The sequence below is a fragment of the Streptococcus sp. 29887 genome (assembly GCF_032595075.1).
Taxonomy (GTDB): Bacteria; Bacillota; Bacilli; order Lactobacillales; family Streptococcaceae; genus Streptococcus; species Streptococcus iners.
Window position 1 is genome coordinate 1,232,853 of sequence record NZ_CP118735.1, and the last position, 22,704, is coordinate 1,255,556.

General features: G+C 39.9%; 24 protein-coding genes, 3 tRNA genes, 1 pseudogene and 1 other annotated feature. Of the genes and pseudogenes, 6 read left to right on the plus strand and 22 right to left on the minus strand.

The window, feature by feature from the left end; translation table 11 throughout:
- Nucleotides 1-334: 334 nt before the first annotated feature.
- From PW252_RS06130 to PW252_RS06185, 12 genes are all read right to left on the minus strand, one after another.
- Complete coding sequence (locus tag PW252_RS06130) at nucleotides 335-1,258, minus strand: aspartate carbamoyltransferase catalytic subunit (RefSeq protein WP_248050019.1); 924 nt, start codon at nucleotides 1,256-1,258, stop codon at nucleotides 335-337.
- A 55-nt stretch (nucleotides 1,259-1,313) separates the two neighbouring features.
- Nucleotides 1,314-1,835, minus strand: coding sequence for a bifunctional pyr operon transcriptional regulator/uracil phosphoribosyltransferase PyrR (pyrR, locus tag PW252_RS06135; RefSeq protein WP_105117833.1), 522 nt, complete (start codon nucleotides 1,833-1,835; stop codon nucleotides 1,314-1,316).
- A 216-nt stretch (nucleotides 1,836-2,051) separates the two neighbouring features.
- Nucleotides 2,052-2,687 (minus strand): Pr6Pr family membrane protein, encoded by a 636-nt coding sequence (locus PW252_RS06140; protein ID WP_248050017.1) that lies wholly within the window; start codon nucleotides 2,685-2,687, stop codon nucleotides 2,052-2,054.
- A gap of 48 nt (nucleotides 2,688-2,735) precedes the next feature.
- Nucleotides 2,736-3,074: a zinc ribbon domain-containing protein YjdM gene (locus PW252_RS06145; RefSeq protein ID WP_012775074.1), complete on the minus strand. Its 339-nt coding sequence runs from the start codon at nucleotides 3,072-3,074 to the stop codon at nucleotides 2,736-2,738.
- A gap of 80 nt (nucleotides 3,075-3,154) precedes the next feature.
- On the minus strand, nucleotides 3,155-4,051 hold the full coding sequence (locus PW252_RS06150; RefSeq protein ID WP_248050015.1) for an RluA family pseudouridine synthase: 897 nt from the start codon (nucleotides 4,049-4,051) through the stop codon (nucleotides 3,155-3,157).
- Nucleotides 4,035-4,499, minus strand: a complete 465-nt coding sequence (gene lspA / locus PW252_RS06155) for a signal peptidase II (RefSeq protein WP_248050013.1) — start codon at nucleotides 4,497-4,499, stop codon at nucleotides 4,035-4,037. Before lspA ends, PW252_RS06150 begins: the two co-directional genes overlap by 17 nt.
- 1 nt (nucleotide 4,500) lies before the next feature.
- Nucleotides 4,501-5,406: a LysR family transcriptional regulator gene (locus PW252_RS06160; RefSeq protein ID WP_248050012.1), complete on the minus strand. Its 906-nt coding sequence runs from the start codon at nucleotides 5,404-5,406 to the stop codon at nucleotides 4,501-4,503.
- Between the two features lie 249 nt (nucleotides 5,407-5,655).
- Entirely contained in the window at nucleotides 5,656-5,949 is a 294-nt protein-coding gene (rpmA, locus tag PW252_RS06165; RefSeq protein ID WP_009909754.1) for a 50S ribosomal protein L27, read from the minus strand.
- Between the two features lie 45 nt (nucleotides 5,950-5,994).
- Nucleotides 5,995-6,309: a 50S ribosomal protein L21 gene (rplU, locus tag PW252_RS06170; RefSeq protein ID WP_002941330.1), complete on the minus strand. Its 315-nt coding sequence runs from the start codon at nucleotides 6,307-6,309 to the stop codon at nucleotides 5,995-5,997.
- 35 nt (nucleotides 6,310-6,344) lie between these two features.
- Nucleotides 6,345-6,415, minus strand: a sequence feature (ribosomal protein L21 leader region).
- A 64-nt stretch (nucleotides 6,416-6,479) separates the two neighbouring features.
- A complete protein-coding gene (brnQ, locus tag PW252_RS06175) occupies nucleotides 6,480-7,805 on the minus strand; it encodes a branched-chain amino acid transport system II carrier protein (RefSeq protein WP_248050010.1) in 1,326 nt (441 codons plus the stop codon).
- Between the two features lie 133 nt (nucleotides 7,806-7,938).
- Nucleotides 7,939-9,156 carry a tRNA uracil 4-sulfurtransferase ThiI gene (thiI, locus tag PW252_RS06180; RefSeq protein WP_248050008.1) on the minus strand — a complete coding sequence of 406 codons (1,218 nt, stop codon included), beginning with the start codon at nucleotides 9,154-9,156 and terminating at the stop codon, nucleotides 7,939-7,941.
- Between the two features lies 1 nt (nucleotide 9,157).
- Nucleotides 9,158-10,300, minus strand: a complete 1,143-nt coding sequence (locus PW252_RS06185; protein WP_248050006.1) for a cysteine desulfurase family protein — start codon at nucleotides 10,298-10,300, stop codon at nucleotides 9,158-9,160.
- Between the two features lie 112 nt (nucleotides 10,301-10,412).
- Here PW252_RS06185 and PW252_RS06190 point away from each other — a divergent pair, with 112 nt between their 5' ends.
- From PW252_RS06190 to PW252_RS06205, 4 genes are all read left to right on the plus strand, one after another.
- On the plus strand, nucleotides 10,413-10,820 hold the full coding sequence (locus tag PW252_RS06190; RefSeq protein ID WP_248050004.1) for a DUF6556 family protein: 408 nt from the start codon (nucleotides 10,413-10,415) through the stop codon (nucleotides 10,818-10,820).
- 65 nt (nucleotides 10,821-10,885) lie between these two features.
- On the plus strand, nucleotides 10,886-11,281 hold the full coding sequence (locus PW252_RS06195) for a hypothetical protein (protein WP_248050002.1): 396 nt from the start codon (nucleotides 10,886-10,888) through the stop codon (nucleotides 11,279-11,281).
- Between the two features lie 880 nt (nucleotides 11,282-12,161).
- Nucleotides 12,162-12,377, plus strand: a complete 216-nt coding sequence (mazE, locus tag PW252_RS06200; RefSeq protein ID WP_172091700.1) for a type II toxin-antitoxin system PemI/MazE family antitoxin — start codon at nucleotides 12,162-12,164, stop codon at nucleotides 12,375-12,377.
- The gene (locus PW252_RS06205) at nucleotides 12,367-12,711 is read left to right on the plus strand and encodes a type II toxin-antitoxin system PemK/MazF family toxin (protein ID WP_398582941.1); all 345 of its coding nucleotides are present in this window, start codon (nucleotides 12,367-12,369) and stop codon (nucleotides 12,709-12,711) included. Before mazE ends, PW252_RS06205 begins: the two co-directional genes overlap by 11 nt.
- A 565-nt stretch (nucleotides 12,712-13,276) precedes the next feature.
- Here PW252_RS06205 and PW252_RS06210 read toward each other — a convergent pair.
- The 9 genes and pseudogenes from PW252_RS06210 to PW252_RS06250 all read right to left on the minus strand — a co-directional run bounded on the left by PW252_RS06210 (nucleotide 13,277) and on the right by PW252_RS06250 (nucleotide 18,664).
- Nucleotides 13,277-13,348, minus strand: a tRNA-Arg gene (locus PW252_RS06210).
- 37 nt (nucleotides 13,349-13,385) lie between these two features.
- Nucleotides 13,386-14,591 (minus strand): 30S ribosomal protein S1, encoded by a 1,206-nt coding sequence (gene rpsA, locus PW252_RS06215; RefSeq protein ID WP_172050303.1) that lies wholly within the window; start codon nucleotides 14,589-14,591, stop codon nucleotides 13,386-13,388.
- A 123-nt stretch (nucleotides 14,592-14,714) separates the two neighbouring features.
- Nucleotides 14,715-14,786 (minus strand) — tRNA-Gln (locus tag PW252_RS06220).
- A gap of 138 nt (nucleotides 14,787-14,924) precedes the next feature.
- Nucleotides 14,925-15,005, minus strand: a tRNA-Tyr gene (locus tag PW252_RS06225).
- Between the two features lie 52 nt (nucleotides 15,006-15,057).
- Nucleotides 15,058-15,291, minus strand: coding sequence for a DUF2969 domain-containing protein (locus PW252_RS06230; RefSeq protein WP_248046131.1), 234 nt, complete (start codon nucleotides 15,289-15,291; stop codon nucleotides 15,058-15,060).
- Between the two features lie 84 nt (nucleotides 15,292-15,375).
- Nucleotides 15,376-16,662 carry a nucleotide sugar dehydrogenase gene (locus PW252_RS06235; RefSeq protein WP_316716638.1) on the minus strand — a complete coding sequence of 429 codons (1,287 nt, stop codon included), beginning with the start codon at nucleotides 16,660-16,662 and terminating at the stop codon, nucleotides 15,376-15,378.
- 65 nt (nucleotides 16,663-16,727) lie between these two features.
- A pseudogene (locus tag PW252_RS06240) lies at nucleotides 16,728-16,997 on the minus strand (sugar transferase); the annotation flags it as partial.
- Between the two features lie 95 nt (nucleotides 16,998-17,092).
- Complete coding sequence (locus PW252_RS06245) at nucleotides 17,093-17,881, minus strand: glycosyltransferase (RefSeq protein ID WP_248049999.1); 789 nt, start codon at nucleotides 17,879-17,881, stop codon at nucleotides 17,093-17,095.
- A 9-nt stretch (nucleotides 17,882-17,890) separates the two neighbouring features.
- Nucleotides 17,891-18,664 (minus strand): glycosyltransferase family 2 protein, encoded by a 774-nt coding sequence (locus PW252_RS06250; RefSeq protein ID WP_248049996.1) that lies wholly within the window; start codon nucleotides 18,662-18,664, stop codon nucleotides 17,891-17,893.
- Nucleotides 18,665-18,823: 159 nt separating this feature from the next.
- Between PW252_RS06250 and PW252_RS06255 the strand changes: the two genes are divergently transcribed.
- Both PW252_RS06255 and PW252_RS06260 read left to right on the plus strand, forming a co-directional pair.
- Entirely contained in the window at nucleotides 18,824-19,726 is a 903-nt protein-coding gene (locus PW252_RS06255; RefSeq protein WP_248049994.1) for a glycosyltransferase family 2 protein, read from the plus strand.
- A 107-nt stretch (nucleotides 19,727-19,833) separates the two neighbouring features.
- Nucleotides 19,834-21,309, plus strand: coding sequence for a lipopolysaccharide biosynthesis protein (locus tag PW252_RS06260; protein ID WP_248049991.1), 1,476 nt, complete (start codon nucleotides 19,834-19,836; stop codon nucleotides 21,307-21,309).
- Nucleotides 21,310-21,366: 57 nt separating this feature from the next.
- On the opposite strand, the gene PW252_RS06265 is transcribed toward PW252_RS06260, so the two are convergent.
- A complete protein-coding gene (locus tag PW252_RS06265) occupies nucleotides 21,367-22,560 on the minus strand; it encodes a hypothetical protein (protein ID WP_316716639.1) in 1,194 nt (397 codons plus the stop codon).
- Nucleotides 22,561-22,704: the final 144 nt, after the last annotated feature.

Consider the following 22,704-nt stretch of genomic DNA (forward strand, 5'->3'; position numbering starts at 1 on the left):
AATGATAAATTTGTTCGTATTCTATACTCCAAATTTAACCTCTACGACTGATGCGAACTGTGTTCGCTCTATTTCCAACTCCCAACTGTCTCCCAGACAGTTGGAACTATGCGGAGGTGGGAGTGAAACAGTCTGGGAATAGACTGTTTCAGCTCAACAACTTAAATTAAAGACTTGTTGACGAACTCTTTTTTATTTTCGAGTTCTTTCCCACTCCCAGGCGTAGGGAAATGAGTTGCTTGCAACCATTGACCTGGCACTTGCCTTTCTATTCGTCAACTCACAGGTTGACATTAAATAAGATAAGTCTAACAAATTCCTAAACAGTTAAAGCTTAAGCCTTGCCATTAACAATGGCTTCCAAAATCGCCATCCGAACAAAGACACCATTTTGCATTTGGCGGACAATGCGTGATTTTGGCGCCTCTACCAAGTGGTCATCGATTTCTACATCACGATTGACAGGAGCTGGATGCATGACAATAGCCCTGTCTTTTAAGCGCTTGTAGCGTTCCTCAGTCAAGCCATGCAAGCGATTATAGGTTTCTTTTGAAAAGCCACCATCACCATCATGGCGCTCGTGTTGCACACGGAGCAACATCAAGACATCTACTTTCTCAACAATATCATCAATATTCAAATGTTGACCATAAACATCAAATTCCTCTGCATACCACTCTTCTGGTCCAGCAAAGTAAATTTCCGCACCCAAACGCTTCAAGATTTGCATATTTGACTTAGCCACTCGTGAATGCGTAATATCACCAGCAATGGCAATCTTCAAACCTTCAAAGGTTCCAAATTCCTCATAAATGGTCATCAAATCTAGCAAGGACTGGCTTGGGTGTTGCCCAGAACCGTCACCACCATTGACAATAGAAGTCTGAATGGTAGGGCTATCAATCAACTGCTTGTAGTAATCTACTTCAGAGTGACGAATGACACAGATGTCGACCCCCAAGGCTGACATAGTCAAAATCGTATCATACAAGGTTTCACCCTTATTGACCGAACTGGTACGCGCATCAAAGTCAATCATGCCCATATCCAAACGAAGCTCTGCCATTTCAAAAGACTTATGGGTCCTAGTCGAATCCTCAAAGAATAGATTGGAAGCATAATACTTCCTATCCAACTCTACCCGCTCCCCATTTTTGAAAGTAATTCCTCTCTGAATAAGCCCGAGCACTTCCTCATTTGAAAGAGTTTCCATAGTAACCAAGTGTTTGAGTGAAACTTTACCATTTGTAATTGTCATGACGATACCTGCCTTTATGATATAGATGTAGAATATTGAGTTGAAAAATAAACGACTAAGCTCCCTCGACTAGGAGGACAGAATCCTGGCCATCGATTTCAGCCATGTGAACGATGATTTCTTCCGAACGGCTAGTCGGAATGTTCTTTCCAACATAGTCCGCTCGAATAGGTAGTTCTCTGTGACCACGGTCAACTAGAACAGCCAGACTAACACGAGCTGGTCGCCCCAAGGAAACTACGTTGTCAATAGCCGCACGAATGGTTCGCCCAGTATAAAGCACATCATCTACCAAAATAACATCACGATCATTCACATCAGCAGTCATGTTTGTCGTATCTTCTTCGACTTTTACATCATCACGGAAAGGCTTGGTATCCAGTTCCCCCAGTGGAACATCAATCCCCTCTAACTGTTTCAGCCTTTCCTGAATGCGTTTAGCAATGAACACCCCGCGGGTTTTTATACCTGCCAGAACAATATTATCCAAATTTTTGTTCCGCTCGATAATTTCATAAGTGATACGGGTGATGGCCCGCTTCATGGTCATATCGTCAACGATTTCCTTTGTCTTCATAAAGACCTCCAAAAAATATAGAAAAAGTCCCCTTTATACAAGGAGACCATGAAAATATGGGCTAGCATACAGACTAACCTTCTTAACACATTGCTCCTTGTCTGCCTCTCTGGACAGGTTTTAAAGGATTGATTAAGAGAAGTATAGCACAAATTTCCTACGTGGACAAATGCTTACTGCAAAAAATCCAAAAATCTTCGGATTTTGTTGAGAATCTTACCTGTTTAGCAGACTGCGACGGACATTTAGGGATTTTACACCAGTCAAAACAAAGCCAAAAACCAGATAGGCCACGAAAATCGTACCTGCATAGGTCAGTACATAAGGCCAGCCATATTTGGGAACATTGAGGAAGAAATAGGCAAAGGGACTGTCCTTAGCATCAGGGATAGGAATTTTAATAAAAAGACCATTAACAAGCCCAAAAATCATGTAGAGAACTGGCAAAAGTGTCCACCAAATCGGGTCAAACCACTTGTACTGTTGCTGACGGTCGACAAGTAGGGTATCTAACAAGAAATAAATCGGAACAATATAGTGGCAGAGCATGTTTTCCACTCGCCAAAAATCATCTGCGAGAGGTGCCAACATCAAGTGATAGACTACACAGGTAATCATGATGGACATGGTTACCGCAGCCTTTATACGAAGAAAACGAGGAGCCTGTAAATCCTCACCCTTCTTCATGGCAAGCACCATATAAACCGCAAAGACAGATACCAAGAGGTTTGAAAGCACCGTATAGTACATAAGCATACCGATACCGTACTTTAAAATCTCCAAGACCGTTCCTGTAATAGCCAAAACTGCCAACAAGCACCGACTATAGAATAAAATAGTTTGATTCTTCATATTATCCTTTCAAAGACGACAAAAGACTGGATTGACCAGTCCTTTCTCTTAGATTTTTTTCACAAATTCTGATTTTAACTTCATGGCACCAAAACCATCGATTTTACAGTCGATATTGTGGTCACCCTCAACGATACGGATCCCTTTAACTCGTGTACCTTGTTTCAAATCCTTAGGCGCACCCTTGACTTTCAAATCCTTAATCAGAGTTACCGTATCTCCATCTGCCAAACGATTACCGTTCGCATCAATTGCAACAGGTCCACTTTCTTCCTCAGCCACATCAGCTGGGTTCCACTCATAAGCACACTCAGGGCAAACCAAAAGGGCGCCGTCTTCATAGACATACTCAGAATTACATTTTGGACAATTTGGTAAAGTTTCCATATTTTTTCATACTCCTTACATTTTTATCGTCTACTAGTATAGCATTTGTTGGGAAAATGGGCAAGATGAACAGGTTTTCATCAGCCATTTGACTGACGCAGTTTTTCAAGCGTTTCTTGGAAAATAGCTGGCGCTTCTGCCGTAAACTCCACTACTTCCCCAGTTCTCGGATGGGTAAATCCAAGCGTTCTGGCATGAAGAAATTGACCATGTCCCTTGAGTGTCTTTTTAGGGCCGTAGGCCTCATCACCAGCCACAGGATGACCGATATAAGCCATGTGAACACGGATTTGATGTGTCCGACCGGTTTCCAAGGTCAATTCTAGCAAGGTATAATCTCCGAAACGTTCCAAAACCTGAAAACGTGTCACAGCTTCTTTCCCTTTGGCTGTCACAGCCTGTTTCTTGCGGTCTTTCTCAGAACGCCCAATCGGTGCCTCAATCATTCCACGATCATTTGGCAGGTTCCCATGAACAATCGCCCAGTATTTACGAAGCGACTTTTTGTCTTTTAATTCAGCAGCCAGCTTGGTATGAGCCTCATCATTTTTTGCAATCATGAGCAAGCCAGATGTATCCTTGTCAATCCGATGGACAATTCCAGGTCTAAGAACACCATTGATACCTGACAAATCCTTGACATGATACAAAAGCGCATTGACCAGTGTACCAGATGTGTGCCCCGCAGATGGGTGAACCACCATCCCTTGAGGTTTATTGACCACTGCTACATCCGCATCCTGATAGACAATTTCCAGAGGAATATCTTCCGCTACATAGTCAATTTCTTCAACTTCTGGCATCTGATAGGTTAGGATGTCACCAGCTTGCACACTGTATTTTGCTTTTTTAGGCTGGCCATTAACCAAAACCTGACCATTTTTAATCTGTTCATTGGCAACTGAACGGGACAAATCTGTCAAATCCGCCAAGGCCTTGTCCAAACGAATGCCACCAATCTCAACTCTTACTTCCATTACTCTCTTCTTTCATGATACAAATAAACAAAATTCCAACACCAATAGACAGACACATGTCCGCCACATTAAATACTGGGAAACTGATAAAGTCCAAGTGGAACATATCCACTACATAACCAAGACGAATTCGATCAATAAAATTCCCCAAGGCCCCAGCAATCATCAAAGCCAGGCTAAACAAGGTCCACAAGCTACCCTTAATTTGCTTCACATAATACCAAATCAAACCGATCACAGCTGCAATTGTTACAATCGTGAAAAACCACTGCTGATTTTGTAAGATGGACCAAGCCGCTCCATAATTGCGTAAATAGGCTAAACTCATAAATCCTGGAAGAAATGGCTCAACCGTATCTAATTCAATATTGGCAACTGTCCAAGCCTTGACAATCTGATCAAGACATATCAAAACAACTGCCAGAATTGGAAATCCAAACTTTCTCATACTAACCTTTCTTCGCATCAAAATATCGATGCATCATTTCAATAAAATCTAAAGCACATTGGCTCAAGTCCCCATCAGCTCGTTTGACATAGACCATACGATTATCAATTTGATCTTTAATTGGAATGACCGTAATCCCGTTCACACTTTCACTATCTAGGAAACCAGAGCCTGTCGCATAGGCATCGGTCCGCTCCAAAATGCCATTCAAAGTTGCTCGGTCAGTTACATCAAAAGTAACAGACGAGTCTGACGTATCAATTAGATTTTCAGAGTAATAAAGATAGGCTTCTTTTTCCTGAGTAAATCGCACTGTCGGAAGACCAACTAAATCATTTAACTCAACCTCAGACTTGCTTGTCAAAGGATGGTCTTTACGGACATAGATATGGGTCTGAAAGGCAATCAGGTCCTCCACTTCTAACTTGAGCTTTTCCAATTTCTGCATAATGCCTTTTGTATTGCGACCATTCAGATAAATAATCCCTAGTTCGCTATATCCTTGGGCCACTTCATCTAAAATTTGAACTGTTGTTGATTCAAAAATTCGGAGATTTTTGTACTGAGGATGTTCCTTTGAGAATTCTGTTATCAACGGTGGTAAAAAGTCATAGTGCTGACTGGAAATGGAAAAAATCTTTTCCCCTTCTTCAGGTTGCAAATAACGATTTTCAAAGTGGTCAAAGCCCTTAACCAAAGCTTGAGCTTTTTCGTAAAAATCCATGCCCTCTTTGGTCAGAAAGGTTCCCGAACTTGTTCGGTTAAAAATTTGAAAACCAATCTCTTTTTCCAAGTCACGAATGGAAATGGACAGACTAGGCTGGGACACATACATTTTCTCTGCTGCCTCTCGAAATGTACCACTGTTGGCAATGGCAACAACGTACCGTAATTGTTGAATATTCATTGTCATGTCCTTTCTCAATTCTTATCTTTCTATTATAACACAGATTAGATGCAACACGATGAGTAAATTCCATTAGTCTCACCGTTCCTAAGGTCAATTTACTGGTCAATACGTCTACTATAATGTTCTTAGGTACCAAAACAAAAAAACAGGCCTTCCGAAATCTCGGAAAGCCTATTGTTTGCTATTTCTAGCTCAACTCTCTCTTTTATTTCAAGGAGAGTTGCTAAAAAGGTTCCCCGAACCTTTTTACTTTGCGATTGGGTAAACAGATACTTGTTTCTTATCGCGACCTTTACGTTCGAAGCGTACAACGCCTTCTACTTTAGCGTAAAGAGTGTCATCTCCACCACGACCTACGTTAGCTCCTGGATAGATTTTTGTACCACGTTGGCGGTAAAGGATTGAACCACCTGATACAGTTTGGCCGTCAGCAGCTTTCGCACCAAGGCGTTTCGCTTGTGAATCACGACCGTTTGACGTTGAACCTCCACCTTTTTTGTGGGCCATAAATTGCAAGTTAGCAAGATTCAAGTTTAACATATGTTATTCCTCCGAATTTCTGTAATGATTGCTTCAAGCTACGCCTTAAGCGTTGATAGCGTTGATAACAACTTTTGTGTAAGGTTGACGGTGACCTTGTTTGCGGTGGCTACCTTTTTTAGGTTTGTACTTGAAGGTAACAACTTTTTTCTGTTTACCTTGTTTTTCAACAGTACCAACAACAGTAGCGCCTGCTACAAGTGGAGTACCCACAACAGTTTTCTCACCACCAACAAGAACTACTTCTTCGAAAGTAACTTCTTGACCTGCTTCAACGTTCAATTTTTCAACGTAGATAGCTTGACCGACTTCAACTTTAACTTGTTTGCCGCCAGTTTTAATGATTGCGTATGTGCTCATTATGCACCTCCTATGATTTTTGGGCCTTGCCCGAATTTTATGTGAAGACTCGCCTAGTACCGTGGGACGAACCACTTAAACGGTAGTCGTGCGGTTGCACAGGGTGTGCATAGTCAACACTCCTATTATAACAAAAACACCTGCAAATGCAAGTGTTTTGTATCATTTTTTTACATTTCGAAAACTTCGCTCTCCTGCTTGTTTGGCAAGAAAAGTGAAAGAACGATTCCGACAAGAGCAGGCAATAACCATGCTAGTGATTGTCCGGCTAATGGTAGAGCTGAAATGATTGTTGAAACAGCTGTCCAACCAAATTGACCTGCCAAAACTTCTACCAATGACAAAGCTGTTACTAGGCCAACTGTCAACTGCATACCATATTTTGAAAGCGGTACAAATTTGTTGACAATGGTAATTAAAACGATACAGATGGTAATTGGATAGAGAATCAAAAGAACTGGAATAGAGAAGGCAATAATCTTACTCAAACCAAGATTGGCAATCCCAAAACCAATCAAGGTAAAGGCAGTCGCATATACTTTGTAGCTAAAACGTGGAAAACGCTCAGCGAAAAATTCACCAGAAGACACAATCAAACCAGCTGTTGTAGTGAAGCAGGTTACGATAACCATAGCGGCTAAGAAAATTTGAGCACTTGGTCCAAAAATAGCTTGAGTTGCTTGAGATAAAACATAGACACCCTTGTTCGTATCTGATGCCAAAACATCTGCTGGGACTGGGAAGTGATTTCCAAGGAAGGCCAAACCAACATAAAGCGCTGAGAAAGCCAAGGCTACAATAAGGCCTACTGACCAAATGGTAGATATGTATTCCTTTTTACTTGAAAAACCAAGTTGTTTCAAGGTATTGACAGCTACCACACTAAAGGCAACCGCCGCAAGAGCATCCAAAGTGTTATATCCTTCAATAAATCCTGTACCAAAAGCCTGTCCAGCTGAGTAAGCTTCTGCTGCTGGCAGAGGACTGGTCGAACCATACTTGATAGCTCCTAGAACAACCAAAATAACAATCAAAATAGCGAATACTGGAGTTAAAATCCGTCCAATACTATTCAAAATCTGAGATGGATTGAGGGCAATCAGGTAGGCTGCCACAAAGTAGAGAGCCGTAAAACCAAATAACCAAATTCCAAGGTTTGCTTCGCCCAACAATGGCGCAATACCAATTTCAAAGGACGTTGTAGCCGTACGCGGAATGGCAAAGAAAGGACCGATGGACAAATACAAGGCAACAAGATAAACCGTTGCAAAGGCAGGCGAAATCTTGCGTGAAATCTCATGTGCATAGCCTTTGGGGTTCAATGTTCCGACAATCAAGGCAATGACGGCAATACCGACACCCGATACAACAAATCCTAAAATAGCTGGCCAGAAATTCTCACCAGATAAGACACCAAGTGCAGGCGGAAAAATCAAGTTTCCTGCACCAAAAAACATACCAAACAGGAGTAGACCTGTTAAGGCTCCTTTTTTCATAACTCCTCCTTTGTTAGAAAAAATATTTGTGAAAAACTATTATACCATACAAATCTTGCTTTTCCGAGCAAGTTGCAAAAAATCTAGCTTTCGCTAGATTTTCATTATATTTCTGAAAAATATTTTGGTTTACTTACAATAAATCAGCAATCAAACCATCCACTTCATCCTGCACTTCTTCTTTCGGTGTGATTTCAGTTACAATAATCCCTGCCACAGCTCGTTCTACCAAACCTTCTACATCCATGCGGGCTTCGTATTGCTCCACATTTTTAATCTTAGGATTAGTCTTTGGACGGTCTGGTGCAAAGATGGTACAGCAATCCTCAAATGGCTGGATGGAAATATCAAAGGTATCGATTTCTTGAGCAATATCAATGATTTCCAACTTGTCCATGGTAACGACTGGACGGATAACAGGTGTATTTGTCACCGCATTGATAGCCTGCATGGATTCCAAGGTCTGACTTGCCACTTGTCCTAGACTTTCACCATTGATAATAACCATGGCACCACGCTCTTCCCGTACTCGGTCTGTAATCCGCATCATGAAGCGACGTGTCAAGGTCATCAAATAAGCTTCAGGCGCTTTTTCCTTGATTTCTTCCTGAATTTCTGTAAACGGTACTTCGATAAAGGTGATATTACCACCAAAGGCAGTCAATTTACGAGTCAAATCATGGGCTTTTTTTAGTGCACCCGGGCTAGTATAAGGCGGACTTGCAAAGTGCAGGGCTTCAATTTCAACCCCACGTTTCAGTGCTAAATAGCCCGCAACAGGCGAATCAATACCACCTGATAACATCAGCGTACCCTTGCCAGATGTACCAACTGGAAGACCGCCTGCCCCCTTGATTTCTTCATGGGAAATATAGGCTGCATCAGGACGAATTTCCACTCGCAGCGTAATATCTGGCGACTTCATCTGCACCTGTACATTTGGAATGGCTGTAAAAACCGCATCTCCAAGGACTTGGTTAAGGTCACGGCTGTCCAATTCAAAATTGTGGTCACTACGACGCGCAGCAATCTTGAAGGTCATCCCTTCCTTGTAAATGGACTGCATAATCTCCACAACCGCTTCTTTCAAAGCTGGAACCGATTTTTCGATCTTATAAGATGGTGCGAAATTTTGGATCCCAAAAATCTTCTTCAAAGAAGCTGAAACTTCCTGATAATCCGCCCCATTCAAATAGACATGACCACGGTCACGGTCAAAATAAACGGTCACTTCTGGATAGACTGAAAGGACGTGCTTGATATTATTGCGGAGTTTGTTGACAAACCGCATCTTGTTTTTCCCTTTAGTTGACAATTCGCCATAGCGAATCATAATTTCTGAATAGTTCATACTACCTTACTTTCTGTGTATTGTGATAAATTTGTTTGAAAATAGTGAGAAATTGCTCGATTTGCCCCATGTCGTTATCATCGTCTAAGCTGATACGGACGGCAGTTTGAGCCAACTTCTGCGGTACTCCCATGGCAATCAGAGTACCTGCAGGTTTACCTGCCTTAGACGAGCAGGCTGAAGTGGTCGAAATGTAAATCTGGTGTTCTTCAAAAGCATGGACGATGACTTCGCCACGAATGTTCTTAATCCCGAAAGTCACAATGTTGGGCACGAAGTCCTCTAGCCCAGAAAAGACTGTTACATCAGCATACTTGCCCAATTCATCCACCAGAATTTGCTTCGTGGCTGCCAGGCGTTTCTGGCTGTCTGCTGCCTTGTCTAATGTCAAGCGGAGCGCCTTAGCTGTAGCTGCGATACCAGCCACATTTTCCGTGGTTGAGCGTTTGTCGCTTTCCTGTCCCCCTCCTGTCAATAGCGGAGCGATTTTCTTGCCAGCTTTGACATAGACGAATCCTACTCCTCTGACAGAGTGGAATTTGTGACCTGAAAAACTAGCAAAATCAACTCGGTCTGTCAGATACTGTTCTATTGGCACCTTGCCGATGGCCTGCACCGCATCCACGTGGAAGGAGATAGTCGGCTTATCAGCTAAGAGTTGGGAGATTTCCTGAATGGGCTGAATAGCACCAATTTCATTGTTGACGGCCATGACAGAAACCAGCGTAGTATCTGGACGAATCAAGCTTTCTAAGGCTGAAACATCCACAAAACCTTGGACATTGACCGGAGCCAAATCCACCTCAAAACCTTGGGTTTTGAGCCATAGAGCTGACTCTTTTACCGCTGGATGCTCAATAGCTGACACGATGATGTGCTTGCCCAGATGTGCCTTTTCAAAAGCCACGCCCTTGATGACCCAGTTGTCACCTTCCGTACCACCTGAGGTGAAAAAGATTTCCTTGCTGTCCTTGCCGAGAAGCTCTCCTATTTGCTTGCGAGATGCCTCTAAAATCCGTGTCGCCTGGCTACCCAGGTTGTGGAGGCTGGAGGGGTTGCCCCAGATTTTGGTTGCCACTTCCGTATAGGTCTTGAGAACTTCTGGATAGACCTGGGTGGTTGCTGCGTTGTCAAAATAAATCATGTCTTCATTCCTTTTTTTGCAATAGTCCTATTTTATCACGTTTTCATGCCTTTCGCCAATCTTTAAGATAGTTTTAAACTTGGTTTTTTATGATGGACTTGGAGGATAGCACATGAAATCAACAAATAGAAAAGAACATGGTTCTGCCTTAACAAAACTACAAAAGTTTTTAACCTTCATCGGTTCGATTTTAGGAATTATTACTGCTTGTATTACCATTTATACCTTCACTGCAAAATCAACTGTTGCCCATACTAACCCTAGTAGTTCGATAAGCTCATCCAGTTCTACTAACACTAATACATCTTCAGCAGTTAGCCCAACCATCAATATACAAGCACCAACAAGTTCTAGTACTGAAACGACAGCTCCTAACCAAACCGAAACTAGCTCTACAGTAGATTACAGCAGTTCGTCAACAACTACAGAAACTTCATCTAGTCAAGAAATCCAAACAAGTACGACAGAAACAACGAGTAGAACAGAGAGCTCTACTGAAGCATCCACAAGTTCTTCCTAAGAATAACCAGATAAATATTTGCACAACTGCTCTTGGTTTGATATACTAAATCTAGGAGGTGCTGTATGAAGTATTTTATTCTTAGAATACCTATTTTAGTTTGGTTATTGTTATTTTCATTCATTGAAATCTTCCTGCTAGCATCATTTTTACCAGAACCGTTTAACACCAATTCTCTTCTTCCCATAGTTATCTTATCTAGCTGTGCAGTTAGAGTATCGAATGAAGTCAAAGAAAGAGATGGACAATACACTCCATTCAAAGAGTTATGGTGGGCGGTACTTGCTTGGATTATCTTGGGTATCCTTTTCGGATTGACTGTCCAGGCACCCCTATCAAAACACCTTGTCTTTATCATCAAAGCTATTTTAGGTGGAATAGGCTACCGCCTTATTGAACGCTATACCGTCTATCGCTACCACTATTTACAGACGAAAAGAGAGCGGGACAAAAATCGGTAACCCGAAGGGTTCGATGAGCCGTTAGCCCAGCTCCGCACAGTTGAGTAGGGCTATAAAAGCTGATAACATCAGCGAATTAGAGCTCACTCAACCACTGCATCAAGTTTAACTATTTAGAAAAAACTAGTGGGAGCGGGAAAGAACTCGACTGGTCAAAAAAAGAGTTCGTCAACAAGTCATTATTTCATGTTGTTGAGCTGAAACAGTCTATCCCCAGACTGTTTCACTCCCGCCCCCGCACAGCTCAAAAGGTTCAGTGAACCTTTTGAGGTTGGAAATAGAGCGAACTTTGTTCGCAACAGTCGTAATGGTCAGATTTGGAGTGTAAAACACGAACAAATCTGCCAATCAACCACTGCGCTGAGATGTTGACACGAACCCTAAGAAGCGTGGTTGAGTTTTTTATACCAGCCTCTTTTTAGTTTTCTAATATGTTTTTCTTGTAATTCTTTCTTGATACGCTTATTCATAGCCACCGCCTTTCTAAAATTTATAATCTCTTAGTGACCTTATCACACTTTTTACAATAAAAATCAACTTTATAATGTCCTAAATCTTTAAACAACCAATCACGAACACATATAAAAGTCCTGACAAACCATTTTTTTAATTTTCTTAGTTGATACATACTCCCTCCTATTTTTCTCAAAAAAAACCTTGGGTGCCCCAATCAACTCTACTTAACCAAAGCTAAGGCCTTTCTTGTGTTCGGTCTGATTCTCTCCTAAAACTGGCAGTCATCATCTGTGACATCCAAATATCTCATTTCTGCTACATCGACTAGTAGCTGTCTAGTTTTTCGGTCATTTTATGCCTCTTTCCATTTGACTTCCCTCTTTATTTTGTATATACTTAGTATATACAAATAGGAGGATATATTATGAATACTGTTAAAACGCGTAAAGTTGGTAACTCACTTGCAATCACCATTCCAAAAGAATTAAATGTAGATGAAGGCAAAGAATTTATCGTCTATAAGGGCATTGATGGTGTCATCGTACTTGCACCTAAAATCCCAAATCCATTTGATGACATGGAACCGTTCGTCATGGACAACAACTTTGAAGGTGTGGTATTACTTGACAATGAAGGATAATTATATACCTCAAAAACAAGACATCATCTGGATTGACTTTGACCCATCACTTGGAAAAGAAATCCAAAAGCGCAGACCAGCACTTGTCGTTTCTAGTCACAAGTACAGCCAGATGACAGGATTTGTTGCCGTCTGCCCTATCACTCACGGTGCAAAAGCACTAGAAAGCCGTGGCTTGGCTGTCCCTATCCTTTCTGATAAGGTAGACGGGGCGGTCAATCCAATGCAACTTTACACCTTTGATTTTAGGGCACGAAACGCCAGCAAAATCAGCCAACTAGACACATGGACTTTTCAAAAAGTCGTCCAACTTTATAACTACATTTTCGACTAGAGCCAAACGGCTCTTTTTTTATCGCTCCACGTTCACAAATCATGATAATCATCACAGGCCCCTTAATCTTTCACACTTTTTCCAAGTATCGCATAAACTCTGAATAGACTTTTCCTTCTTCACTATGTTTATAATAATTTCAAATTCGTGCTATTGTTTTAAGATAAATCAAATTTCCTTCCAAATGATTGTGATGTCTGGAAAGCATACCCAAGATATCTCAATACAGGCTACGGAGGCAATCTAAGGAAAAGACTGTTCATCAGAGCCTCAGATATAACCAGTAAGAAGGGTATTAGGAAGATAGCCACAATCAACTAGCAACTCCAAATAGCATCAGACATACCTATATCGGCTATCTAAAACAAAAAGCAATTGACATCATGACCTTCTCTAAACTGACCGGACATAAAGATAAGACCTGTACTCACCTTTTCCAAGAACAGAAAAAAATGACTTTGAGAAAATCAGGCAACTATTCTAAATCTTTTTGAAAAATTTGGGGCAGATTTGGGGCAAACATAACAAAAACCCTTGTGTATCAAGGGTTTTAAGCGTATTTTTATCCACCCTGAGGGAATCGAACCCCCATCTCAAGAACCGGAATCTTACGTGATATCCATTACACTAAGGGTGGAAAGGAAAAACTTGCGCAAGGCAAGTTTTTATTGGAATTACAATTCAATGTCACCAAAAAGGTCAGCCATTGAGAAACCAGATTGAGTTTCTGGCAATTCGTAATCACGTTTTTCTTCACGTTTTTGACGACGTGGACGTGGAGCACGTTTTTCAGCTTTTTCTTCGCCTTCAGCAGCTGCTGGACGCTCTTCCAAAGCTTTGATAGAAAGTGATACACGCTCATCAGCAGCGTTTACTTCAAGAACTTTAACAGTTACTTCTTGACCTACTGACAAAGCATCTTTTGGATTTTCAACACGTTTGTGTGAAATTTGTGAGATGTGTACCAAACCATCAATACCTGGCAATACTTCAACGAAAGCACCGAAGTCAGTCAAACGTTTCACTTTACCTTCGATGACATCGCCAGCTGCCAATTTTTGCTCAACGCCATCCCATGGACCAGGCTGTGTAGCTTTCAATGACAATGATACGCGACCTTCTACTTCGTCGATTGCAAGAACTTTAACTTCAACTTCTTCACCAACTGTTACAGCTGACTTAGGAGATACGTTACGCTCATGTGACAATTCAGTCAAGTGTACCAAACCATCTACACCACCGAGGTCGATGAAGGCACCGAAGCTAGTGATACGTGCAACTTTACCAGTTACAACTTCACCAACTGCCAATTTACCGAATACTTCAGCACGTGCTGCTGCAGCTTCTGCTTCAACAACTTCACGACGTGACAAGATGAAACGGTTCTCAGCTGGATCAACTTCTTTGATTTTCGCATCGAATTCTTGACCAACGAAACGCTCAGTGTTGCGAGTGAAACGGCTGTCGATCATTGAAGCTGGGATGAAACCACGAAGACCTTCAAATTCAACTGCAAGACCGCCTTTAACAGCGCGAGTTACTTTAACTGTAACAACTTCTTCTTCACGACCAACAAGTTTGTCCCATGCCTTACGTGCTTCCAAACGTTTTTTAGATACGAGATATGTAACAGTGTCTGTATCTTTACCAACAACTTGGCGAAGTACAAGCAACTCAAGTGTTTCACCAACTTTAACAAGGTCGTTGATGTCAGCATCACGGTCGTTTGTCAACTCACGAAGAGTTAATACGCCTTCTACACCAGTACCTGAAATAGCTACATTCGCTTGACCAGCATCAACTGTCAATACTTCTGCAGTTACCACATCACCAGGTGTAACTTCACTTACACTGTTCAACAAATCTTCAAATTCGTTCATTATAAAAAAACCTCCGACAATCAGGTCTCTCGACCCAACATAAAATATATTTTATTTAAGGCACACGCAAGGACAACAACAATTAGACATCTTTGACGAACTAGATTAAATCTAGTACCTTGACTGGGGTAGCTGGATTCGAACCAACGCATGAGGGAGTCAAAGTCCCTTGCCTTACCGCTTGGCGATACCCCAAAATATTTTTCTAAGATAGTATTCTGAAATGAACTCGGGCTAAACGCTGTGTAAAAAAGATAAGTCGCCTAGCAAATCAGGATTTGCTGTCAACTTCCTATTTTTACTGTGCGTTTGACGCCCTTAGTATCTTAGACATGGAAAGAGAGGGATTCGAACCCCCGAACCCGAAGGAGCGGATTTACAGTCCGCCGCGTTTAGCCTCTTCGCTATCTTTCCATAGCACCAACAGTCACTATTCTATCATAAAATAGTGACTATTTCAAGCCCTTTAGTGACTTAAATTATAATTTTCAATAATATTTCCGACTGCTTTTTCTAGTTTTTTATAAAAGCTTTCAGTATTGCCATTTTTTACAACAGCAAAATTATTTTCTTCCAATTCCGCAATTTCACCGATAACCTTTTTTCCAATTACAAGGCGGTAACCAGCAAATTCTTCCTTGTTGACCAAGACTTTACTATCTTCAATTTGAATTTCAATTTTTTTATCTTTTTTACTCATTTTCAAACCTCACTTTTACTATTCTACAAAAAAATAGAAGAGCTTGCAAGTGCTAGCCCTTCATGTAGATTGAAATGATACACATCAATCTCTTCTGAAAATATCTCTAGAATAGACTTTATTTTCAACATCCTGCAAACATTCTTCAAAGCGATTGGCAATTATGACCGTTGATTGTTGCTTAAAACGCTTGATGTCATTCACCACTTTCCACCCTTCAAAAAATGAGTTATCGGGAAGAGTTGGTTCATAGATAATTAAATCTACTCCCTTTTTCTGAAGACGTTTCATCACGCCCTGAATGGAACTTTGCCTAAAATTATCCGAGTTTGTTTTCATCGTCAGACGGTAAACACCCACAGTTACTGGTTTATCACTGGCAGTAGCATGATTTTTCTCAGCAAATTTAATCACTTGTTCCGCAATAAAATCTTTTCGGGTCCTATTGGCTTCAACAATAGCTGAAATCATGTTTTGTGGAACTTGCTGATAATTGGCAAGTAATTGTTTGGTATCCTTAGGCAAACAATAGCCGCCATAACCAAACGAAGGGTTGTTATAGTGCTGACCAATTCGCGTATCTAAACCAACACCCTTAATAATGTCTTCTGCCCGTAAATTATTCAGTTCTGCATAAGTATCCAATTCATTGAAGTAAGAAACTCGTAAGGCTAAATAGGTATTGGAAAAAAGCTTAACGGCCTCTGCTTCCGTGGCACCCATTATCAATATTGGGATATCAGTTTTCTGGGCAGCCTGTGCCAGTAAATCACCAAATAATTGAGCAGCCATTTTCGTCTTAGGAGAGTCTGTCATTTCTGTGGAAACGATGATACGAGATGGAAAGAGATTATCGTAGAGTGCTTTCGATTCTCTAAGAAATTCTGGGCTAAAGACAATGTTCTCGGTTTGGTATTTTTGACGCACACTCAATGTAAAACCTACTGGAACTGTTGACTTCACAATCATGAGGGCATCAGGATTCACTGCCAAGACTTCTTTTATAACACTTTCAACATAGCTTGTATCAAAGTAATTTGTCTTATCGTCATAATTGGTCGGAGTAGCAATCACCACAAAATCAGCTACTTTATAGGCTGATTCAGCATCTGTTGTAGCTTCTAAGAATAAGTTTTCCTCTTTTAAAAATCGTTCGATATAATCATCCTGGATTGGAGATTTTTTAGACCGAACCTGCTCAACTCGTTCTTCTTGGATATCAACAGCGTAAACCTTATTATTTTGCGCTAACAGAACTGCAATGGACATTCCTACATAGCCCAAACCAACAACTGCGATGGTATTTGCAGGCTTTGCTATATCAGTTATCTGATTTCTACTGTCATTATTTTGTTCTAATGCTTTGTTCATAAACACTTCCTCATTTCTCAATCAATAGAGCATTCTCTAATACCTGCAGTTACAAATTTTGAAAACTAGGTCAGGATTTTAATAGTTTTAGCAAGTTTCTCCAGATTTATTTCATTATCATCTTCCTGTGATTTCCCGCGAGAACTTGTCTTATCGAGAAGTATGACAAAGGTTTTTAGTAATAACTTAACATCTAGCAGGATAGAATATTGCTTGATGTATAGCAAATCAAATTTCAATTTACTCTGGAAATCAGATGTGTATTTTCCATATACTTGCGCGTAACCAGTGATGCCTGCACGCACATTGTGGCGAAGTGAATAATAACCATTTTCTGTAGGTAAACAACTCAACAAAAGTTCCACTTATTTTGGTGATTTATCCAAAATTTTAAAAATAAGGTTTATGAAAGCAATTTTCTCATAAATTGTTATTCTGACTTAGCAAACTCTCTAGCTCCTTGGAACATATAGCACATATTGTCAAATAAGGAAATTTCTGGTAACATTTGCTTTCGTTTTCGGATAGCAAACTGGACAATCAATATCCAGTACCAATAGTTTGTCATCCGCCTATAAATAGCACCTCGTTTTCGACAATTTTCAGGTGTGTGAGACCTGTCCCAGTGAGAATCTCTTTCTCGTAAGGAAGCTATCTTTATGGGATAGCTATAAAGTTTTAATCCTTTTCTCAACGCGTCAAATAAGAGAATATTCTCTTCACCCGAACCATATGTTGCCCCAATACCAAACCGTTCATCAAATTTGAGACCTACACTCTCTAAGCTAGACTTTTTAAAACTGATTTGGACGGATGAGGTGCGCATGGCATCAAGATAATACATTCTACCTTTGGGAATATTACTTCTTGCGACGGCATGGTTTTCAAAATCGACATAAAAAACGATAACATCTGCATCTGGAAATTCCTGATACGCATCCCAAACAATTTCCTTATAATTGTCAACAAAAATCATATCATCATCAGCAATCTGACAGATATCCTCACTCTGAGCATAAGATATAGCTTCATTACGACTAGCACTCAAACCAAGTCGCTCACTATAAACAATGGTTGCTTGTTGACACTGGTCAATGTTGATCCTTTCTCTACCAGTACTAGATTGGTTGATCACGATAGTATCTACTGCTTTTAAATTCATTTCTTCAATCAGTTTAGGTACATTCTCCGTATTTAATGTTGCTACTAGTACAACCATCGTTTCTCCTTATAATCTTCTTCTGACAGCATTAATGGCATAGCTAAAAAAGAATGGAATAGTTTGCCACAAAGACAGACCTTCAACATTTCTAAATAAATGCCAGGTACGTCTTATAGCGACAAACTTATTAGCTGACAGTGATGTCGATGTTCTTCTATATATTGAGAGAGGCTCGTCGATACTATAAGCATAGTCGGTCATTTTGAGAATCTTCCACCAAGTAGCCATATCCTGCCCCCTACGAACATCCGGCATTTCAATATCTTTCTTGGTAAGCTGATTGAGATCTAGCATGACCGTCGATGTAAAAATCGTATGATTACCAAGCGCTTGTTGATAAGAAATCTTGCCTGGTACATGGAGTGGTGCCTTTAGGGCTATCCCGCTCTCATCAGCAAATTGATAAGAAGTAAAAGTGAATGCATAGCCATTGTTCAAGGCAAAGGCCACCTGCTTTTCCAGTTTCGTCGGAGTCCAAAAATCATCGGCATCTAAGAAACAAATAAATCGACCTGTCGAAGCCGCAACACCCCTATTTCGTGCAATAGCAACGCCGGTATTGACATCGTTCTCAAGCAAGGAAATGCGCTTATCTGTCACCATCATTTTTCTAATGATAGATACCGATGCGTCCGTTGAAACATCATCTACAAGGATGATTTCAAAATGCTGATAAGTCTGTTTAAGGACAGACTGAATGGTTTCTTCAATAAACTGCGAGGCATTATAAACTGGAATAACGACACTAACCAGTGGAGTGTCATATGCTTGGTTCGTCATATATCATGTATCCTTTATCAATCTTTTAAATTCACATTTCAATCTAGTATTTTAAAACATTCACGCGCGTCCTGAAAATCACTCAAACCAATTGACGAGATTTGAAAAAAAGTCTATCCTGTTGTAATATTAAATGTAGAAACGTAGAAGGATATTTTCATGAAACCACTTATCTCAGTCATTATTCCGAACTTTAATCGCCAACATTTAATCCAAAGAGCTATTGAAAGCGTCAATCAACAACATTATTCACATGTAGAAATCATCGTTGTTGACGATCAATCAACTGACCAATCTGTTTCGATCATTCAAGACTTACAAAAGCAACAGGACAATCTTTCACTCTTTGTTGTAAAAGAAAATAGTGGTGCCAATGCTTGTCGAAGTTTAGGGGTAGAACAGGCTAAAGGAGAATACCTCGCCTTCCTCGATTCTGATGATTATTTTCTACCAACAAAACTTGAAAAACAAGTTCGTATTTTACAAGACCGACCGGAAGTTGGTTTTGTTGTGACTGGTTTCGGCGCAAAAGCGGTCCACACCCTTCCAGAAGGAATTATTCCACTAAAAGAAACAATTAAGCAAAATAACCTAGGTGGATTCTCTACCCTAATGGTAAGGAAGGAGCTATTTCAACAGGTCGGTGGATTAGATAGTAATCTACTCAGCTGTCAGGACTGGGACTTGTTTCTAAAACTCCTCCAAGTCAGTCAGGGCTACAAACTGGCAGAAGATTTAGTTGCCTATGAGGTGCAAGAAGACAGTATTTCCAAAAACTCTACCAAGGTCATTCAGGGTTACCAAATTGTATCTAAAAAAGCACGCGCCATCAACCAAACATTACAGGCGCTTCCAGAAAAGGACTTACTGGCCTATCAGGAGTATTATCTTGCTATGCGCTACTTCAAACTAGGCCAGGTAAAAGAAACTCGTCAACAATTATGGAAATCGATTCAAATCAAACCTAGATTTGTTCCATTTCTATATTGGACCTGCTCCCTATTCGGCTATTCTGCACTAAAAAAACTATTACAAGTGAAACAAAATCTTATTTCTAGATAATATTACTATTCAAAGATATTATTTGTTACTATTTTATCAAATTTCGTTCTCTTTATCAAAAAAACGTAATTACAATATTTGTCCTTTGTTAGAAAGTTGCAAGCTCTATGAATACAAAATCACTAAAACTCAATGGACTAATTTCCTTACTCAATAAATGTATCTCCATCATTTGCAGTCTAATATTACCAAGATTATTTATCACTGCCTATGGTTCAGAAATTAACGGATTGATGTCAAGTATTTCCCAATACCTCAACTTAATCAGTCTCCTCGATCTTGGAATGGCTACCGTTATTCAAGCGAGTTTATATAAACCAATTTTAGATGGGGACTTTAACCAATTATCAACCATTTACTATAAATCTAAAGTTTTTTTCAGCCGGATTGGTCTGGCCTTGTTGGTCTATATTGGTTGCTTGTGCTTAATCCTACCTCAAACCTTAACTGGCAATGTTTCCAATATTCAAATTATAGGGTTAACTTTGATACTATCCCTCTCCCACTTGCTGCAATTCTTTGTAGGTATTACCAGTCAAATTATTTTAGGTTCCGACCAACGAGCTTATATCAAGGAAGTATTGCAAGGAACTGCTAATATCATTAACTTAGCCCTTTCTATTTTCTTAATTAACAGTGGTCACAGTATCTACCTAGTGAAATTTGTTTCGTCCCTCGTGTTCATACTTCCACCCATCTGCATTAGTTACTACGTCCATAAGCACTACAAAATCTCAAAAAAGCATATTGACAAAAACTACAAAATCAAACAACAGTGGTACGGTATTGGTCAGCATATCGCCTATACCATTCAAGAAAGTACAGATGTGGTCATCCTATCACTCTTTGCTAGTCTTTCTCAGGTTTCTGTCTATGCTGTCTACAATACGGTTTTCCAGGGGATAAAGACCTTTCTGAACGCGGCAACTAGCGGTTTACGACCATTCTTGGGACGAGCACTCCATCTAGGAGATACAAGCATTTTACATGAACAGTTTAAGAAAATTGAATGGACCATCCATACCGCTGCCACAATTTTGTTAAGCACTACCTTCCAATTGATTACGCCATTTGTCATCCTATATACCCGACGCATAACGGATACGAATTATAACCAGCCCTTGTTTGGTTATCTGATGACCTTGGCTATCTTTATCTACGCCCTGCGCTTGCCCTATCGTACACTGGTTTTTTCAGCAGGAAGTTTTAAGGAGACACAAGTTGGAACCTATTCGGAAGCCTTCCTTAATCTAGCCATCTCTATTGGCCTAGTCTTTCATTGGCAGCTCATTGGGGTAGCTATCGGAACAAGTATATCACTATTATTTAGCCTCTTTTACTATATTTGGTACTGCTATCGGCATATCCTACAGGCACAGTTACACCATCTAAAATGGCAACTATTGGTTGATATGCTAACTGTATCTACTTCCTGTCTGATTTTCCTTCCATTGACAAAATGGATTACTAATTTTATGAGCTGGGGACTATTTGGTCTATGTAGTGTCATCCTTACTAGTGGAATTTCTTATCTCCTCAATCGCTTTATACTTCAAAAAAATATTCTCTCAATGATCAAGTAATCAAAAACTCTATTGCTCCGTAGCTACCAATAGCATGGGACAATAGAGTTTTTTTGATTAGTCAATATCAGACATTTTTCTTTCTTGTTTTGCATGACTATAGATAGCACAAACAAGGGCCATCATAATGATAAAACTATCTCCTTCATACATACTTCCGGTTAAAAAATATTTTAAGAAGAAGGCTGGAACGGCAAAAATCAGAACCATTTTATTTCTTTTGTTAGCGTAAAGGAAGGTTTTTCCAATAAAATAAACTAATGAAATCAAAATTAGTGTACCTATAAACCAACCAAACGATAGATAGGTTTCTAATATAAAATTATGAACGTAAATATTATCCGGCATGAGGGTACGGTCGAAAAACAAACCATTGATTTCACCGCCCATCTGTTTTAAATAGTTGATGGCTATGTCAATCATCTCATTTCTACCTGTACTCACTCCGATGTTCCCTTGTTCCAAACGATTTAAAATATAAGAATTTTCAATGTTGAGTGCAGGCAATGATTTTCTTGCAACTGAGAAAATTCCTATGAAAAGCCCCAGCCATAGAACGATTTGCGATATTTTCTTCAAGGATAGGTTGCTGATGAACTTGTTTTCAAACGCCAGAAAGATGAAATAGACCACTGCTCCGATAACCAACCAGATCAATGGGCCGCGAGCACCATATATAACTCCCTCTAGCAACATAACTAGGGCAACTCCCGCCTTAAGCAGTGTCGGTCGGCGAATGAAACTAAAGGTAAATAGCATCCAAATTGGTAACAGCTGATAAGAAAAGGTCATATAATTGGTCTGATTCTGAAAGAAATACTTGGCAATAAATGAGCTGACTATAATAACATAATTCGTGTATTCAATCAATTTACTAGAGAATAGCTGACTAAAGTCACCTATTCTAGTTAAAATAAGCACTGAATAGGGTAGGTAATAGACGTAAATCATCATCATGACTGTGCTAGTATACACCGACTTAACTGATTGAGGACTGGTCAAATACAAAATGAAATATAAAATATATATGCAATACAGTGCCACTAATCTTTTCAGTGAAAAACCAAATTTAACAAGTACGATAATTGCAAAGAGATAGACTAGACCGTATCCGATATAAATACTTCTTCCTGTTAGGAAGTCAATGTTTATCTGTTGAAAAACGATATTCATCATCATACTGAGGGGATAAATAGCTATCGAAAAATAGAAAAAATATATTCCCCATTTATTAAATAGTGTGTTGTCCATACAAACCTACCGTCCCTAACATTCTTGAGTGATATCTAAAAAACTTTTTCATTTCATCGCTATCCTTTCTGGAAAAAACTACAATACTACGCACTTGCTTTTCGGCTAAAAATTTCTAACACAGTATTATACCATCTCGTTTAA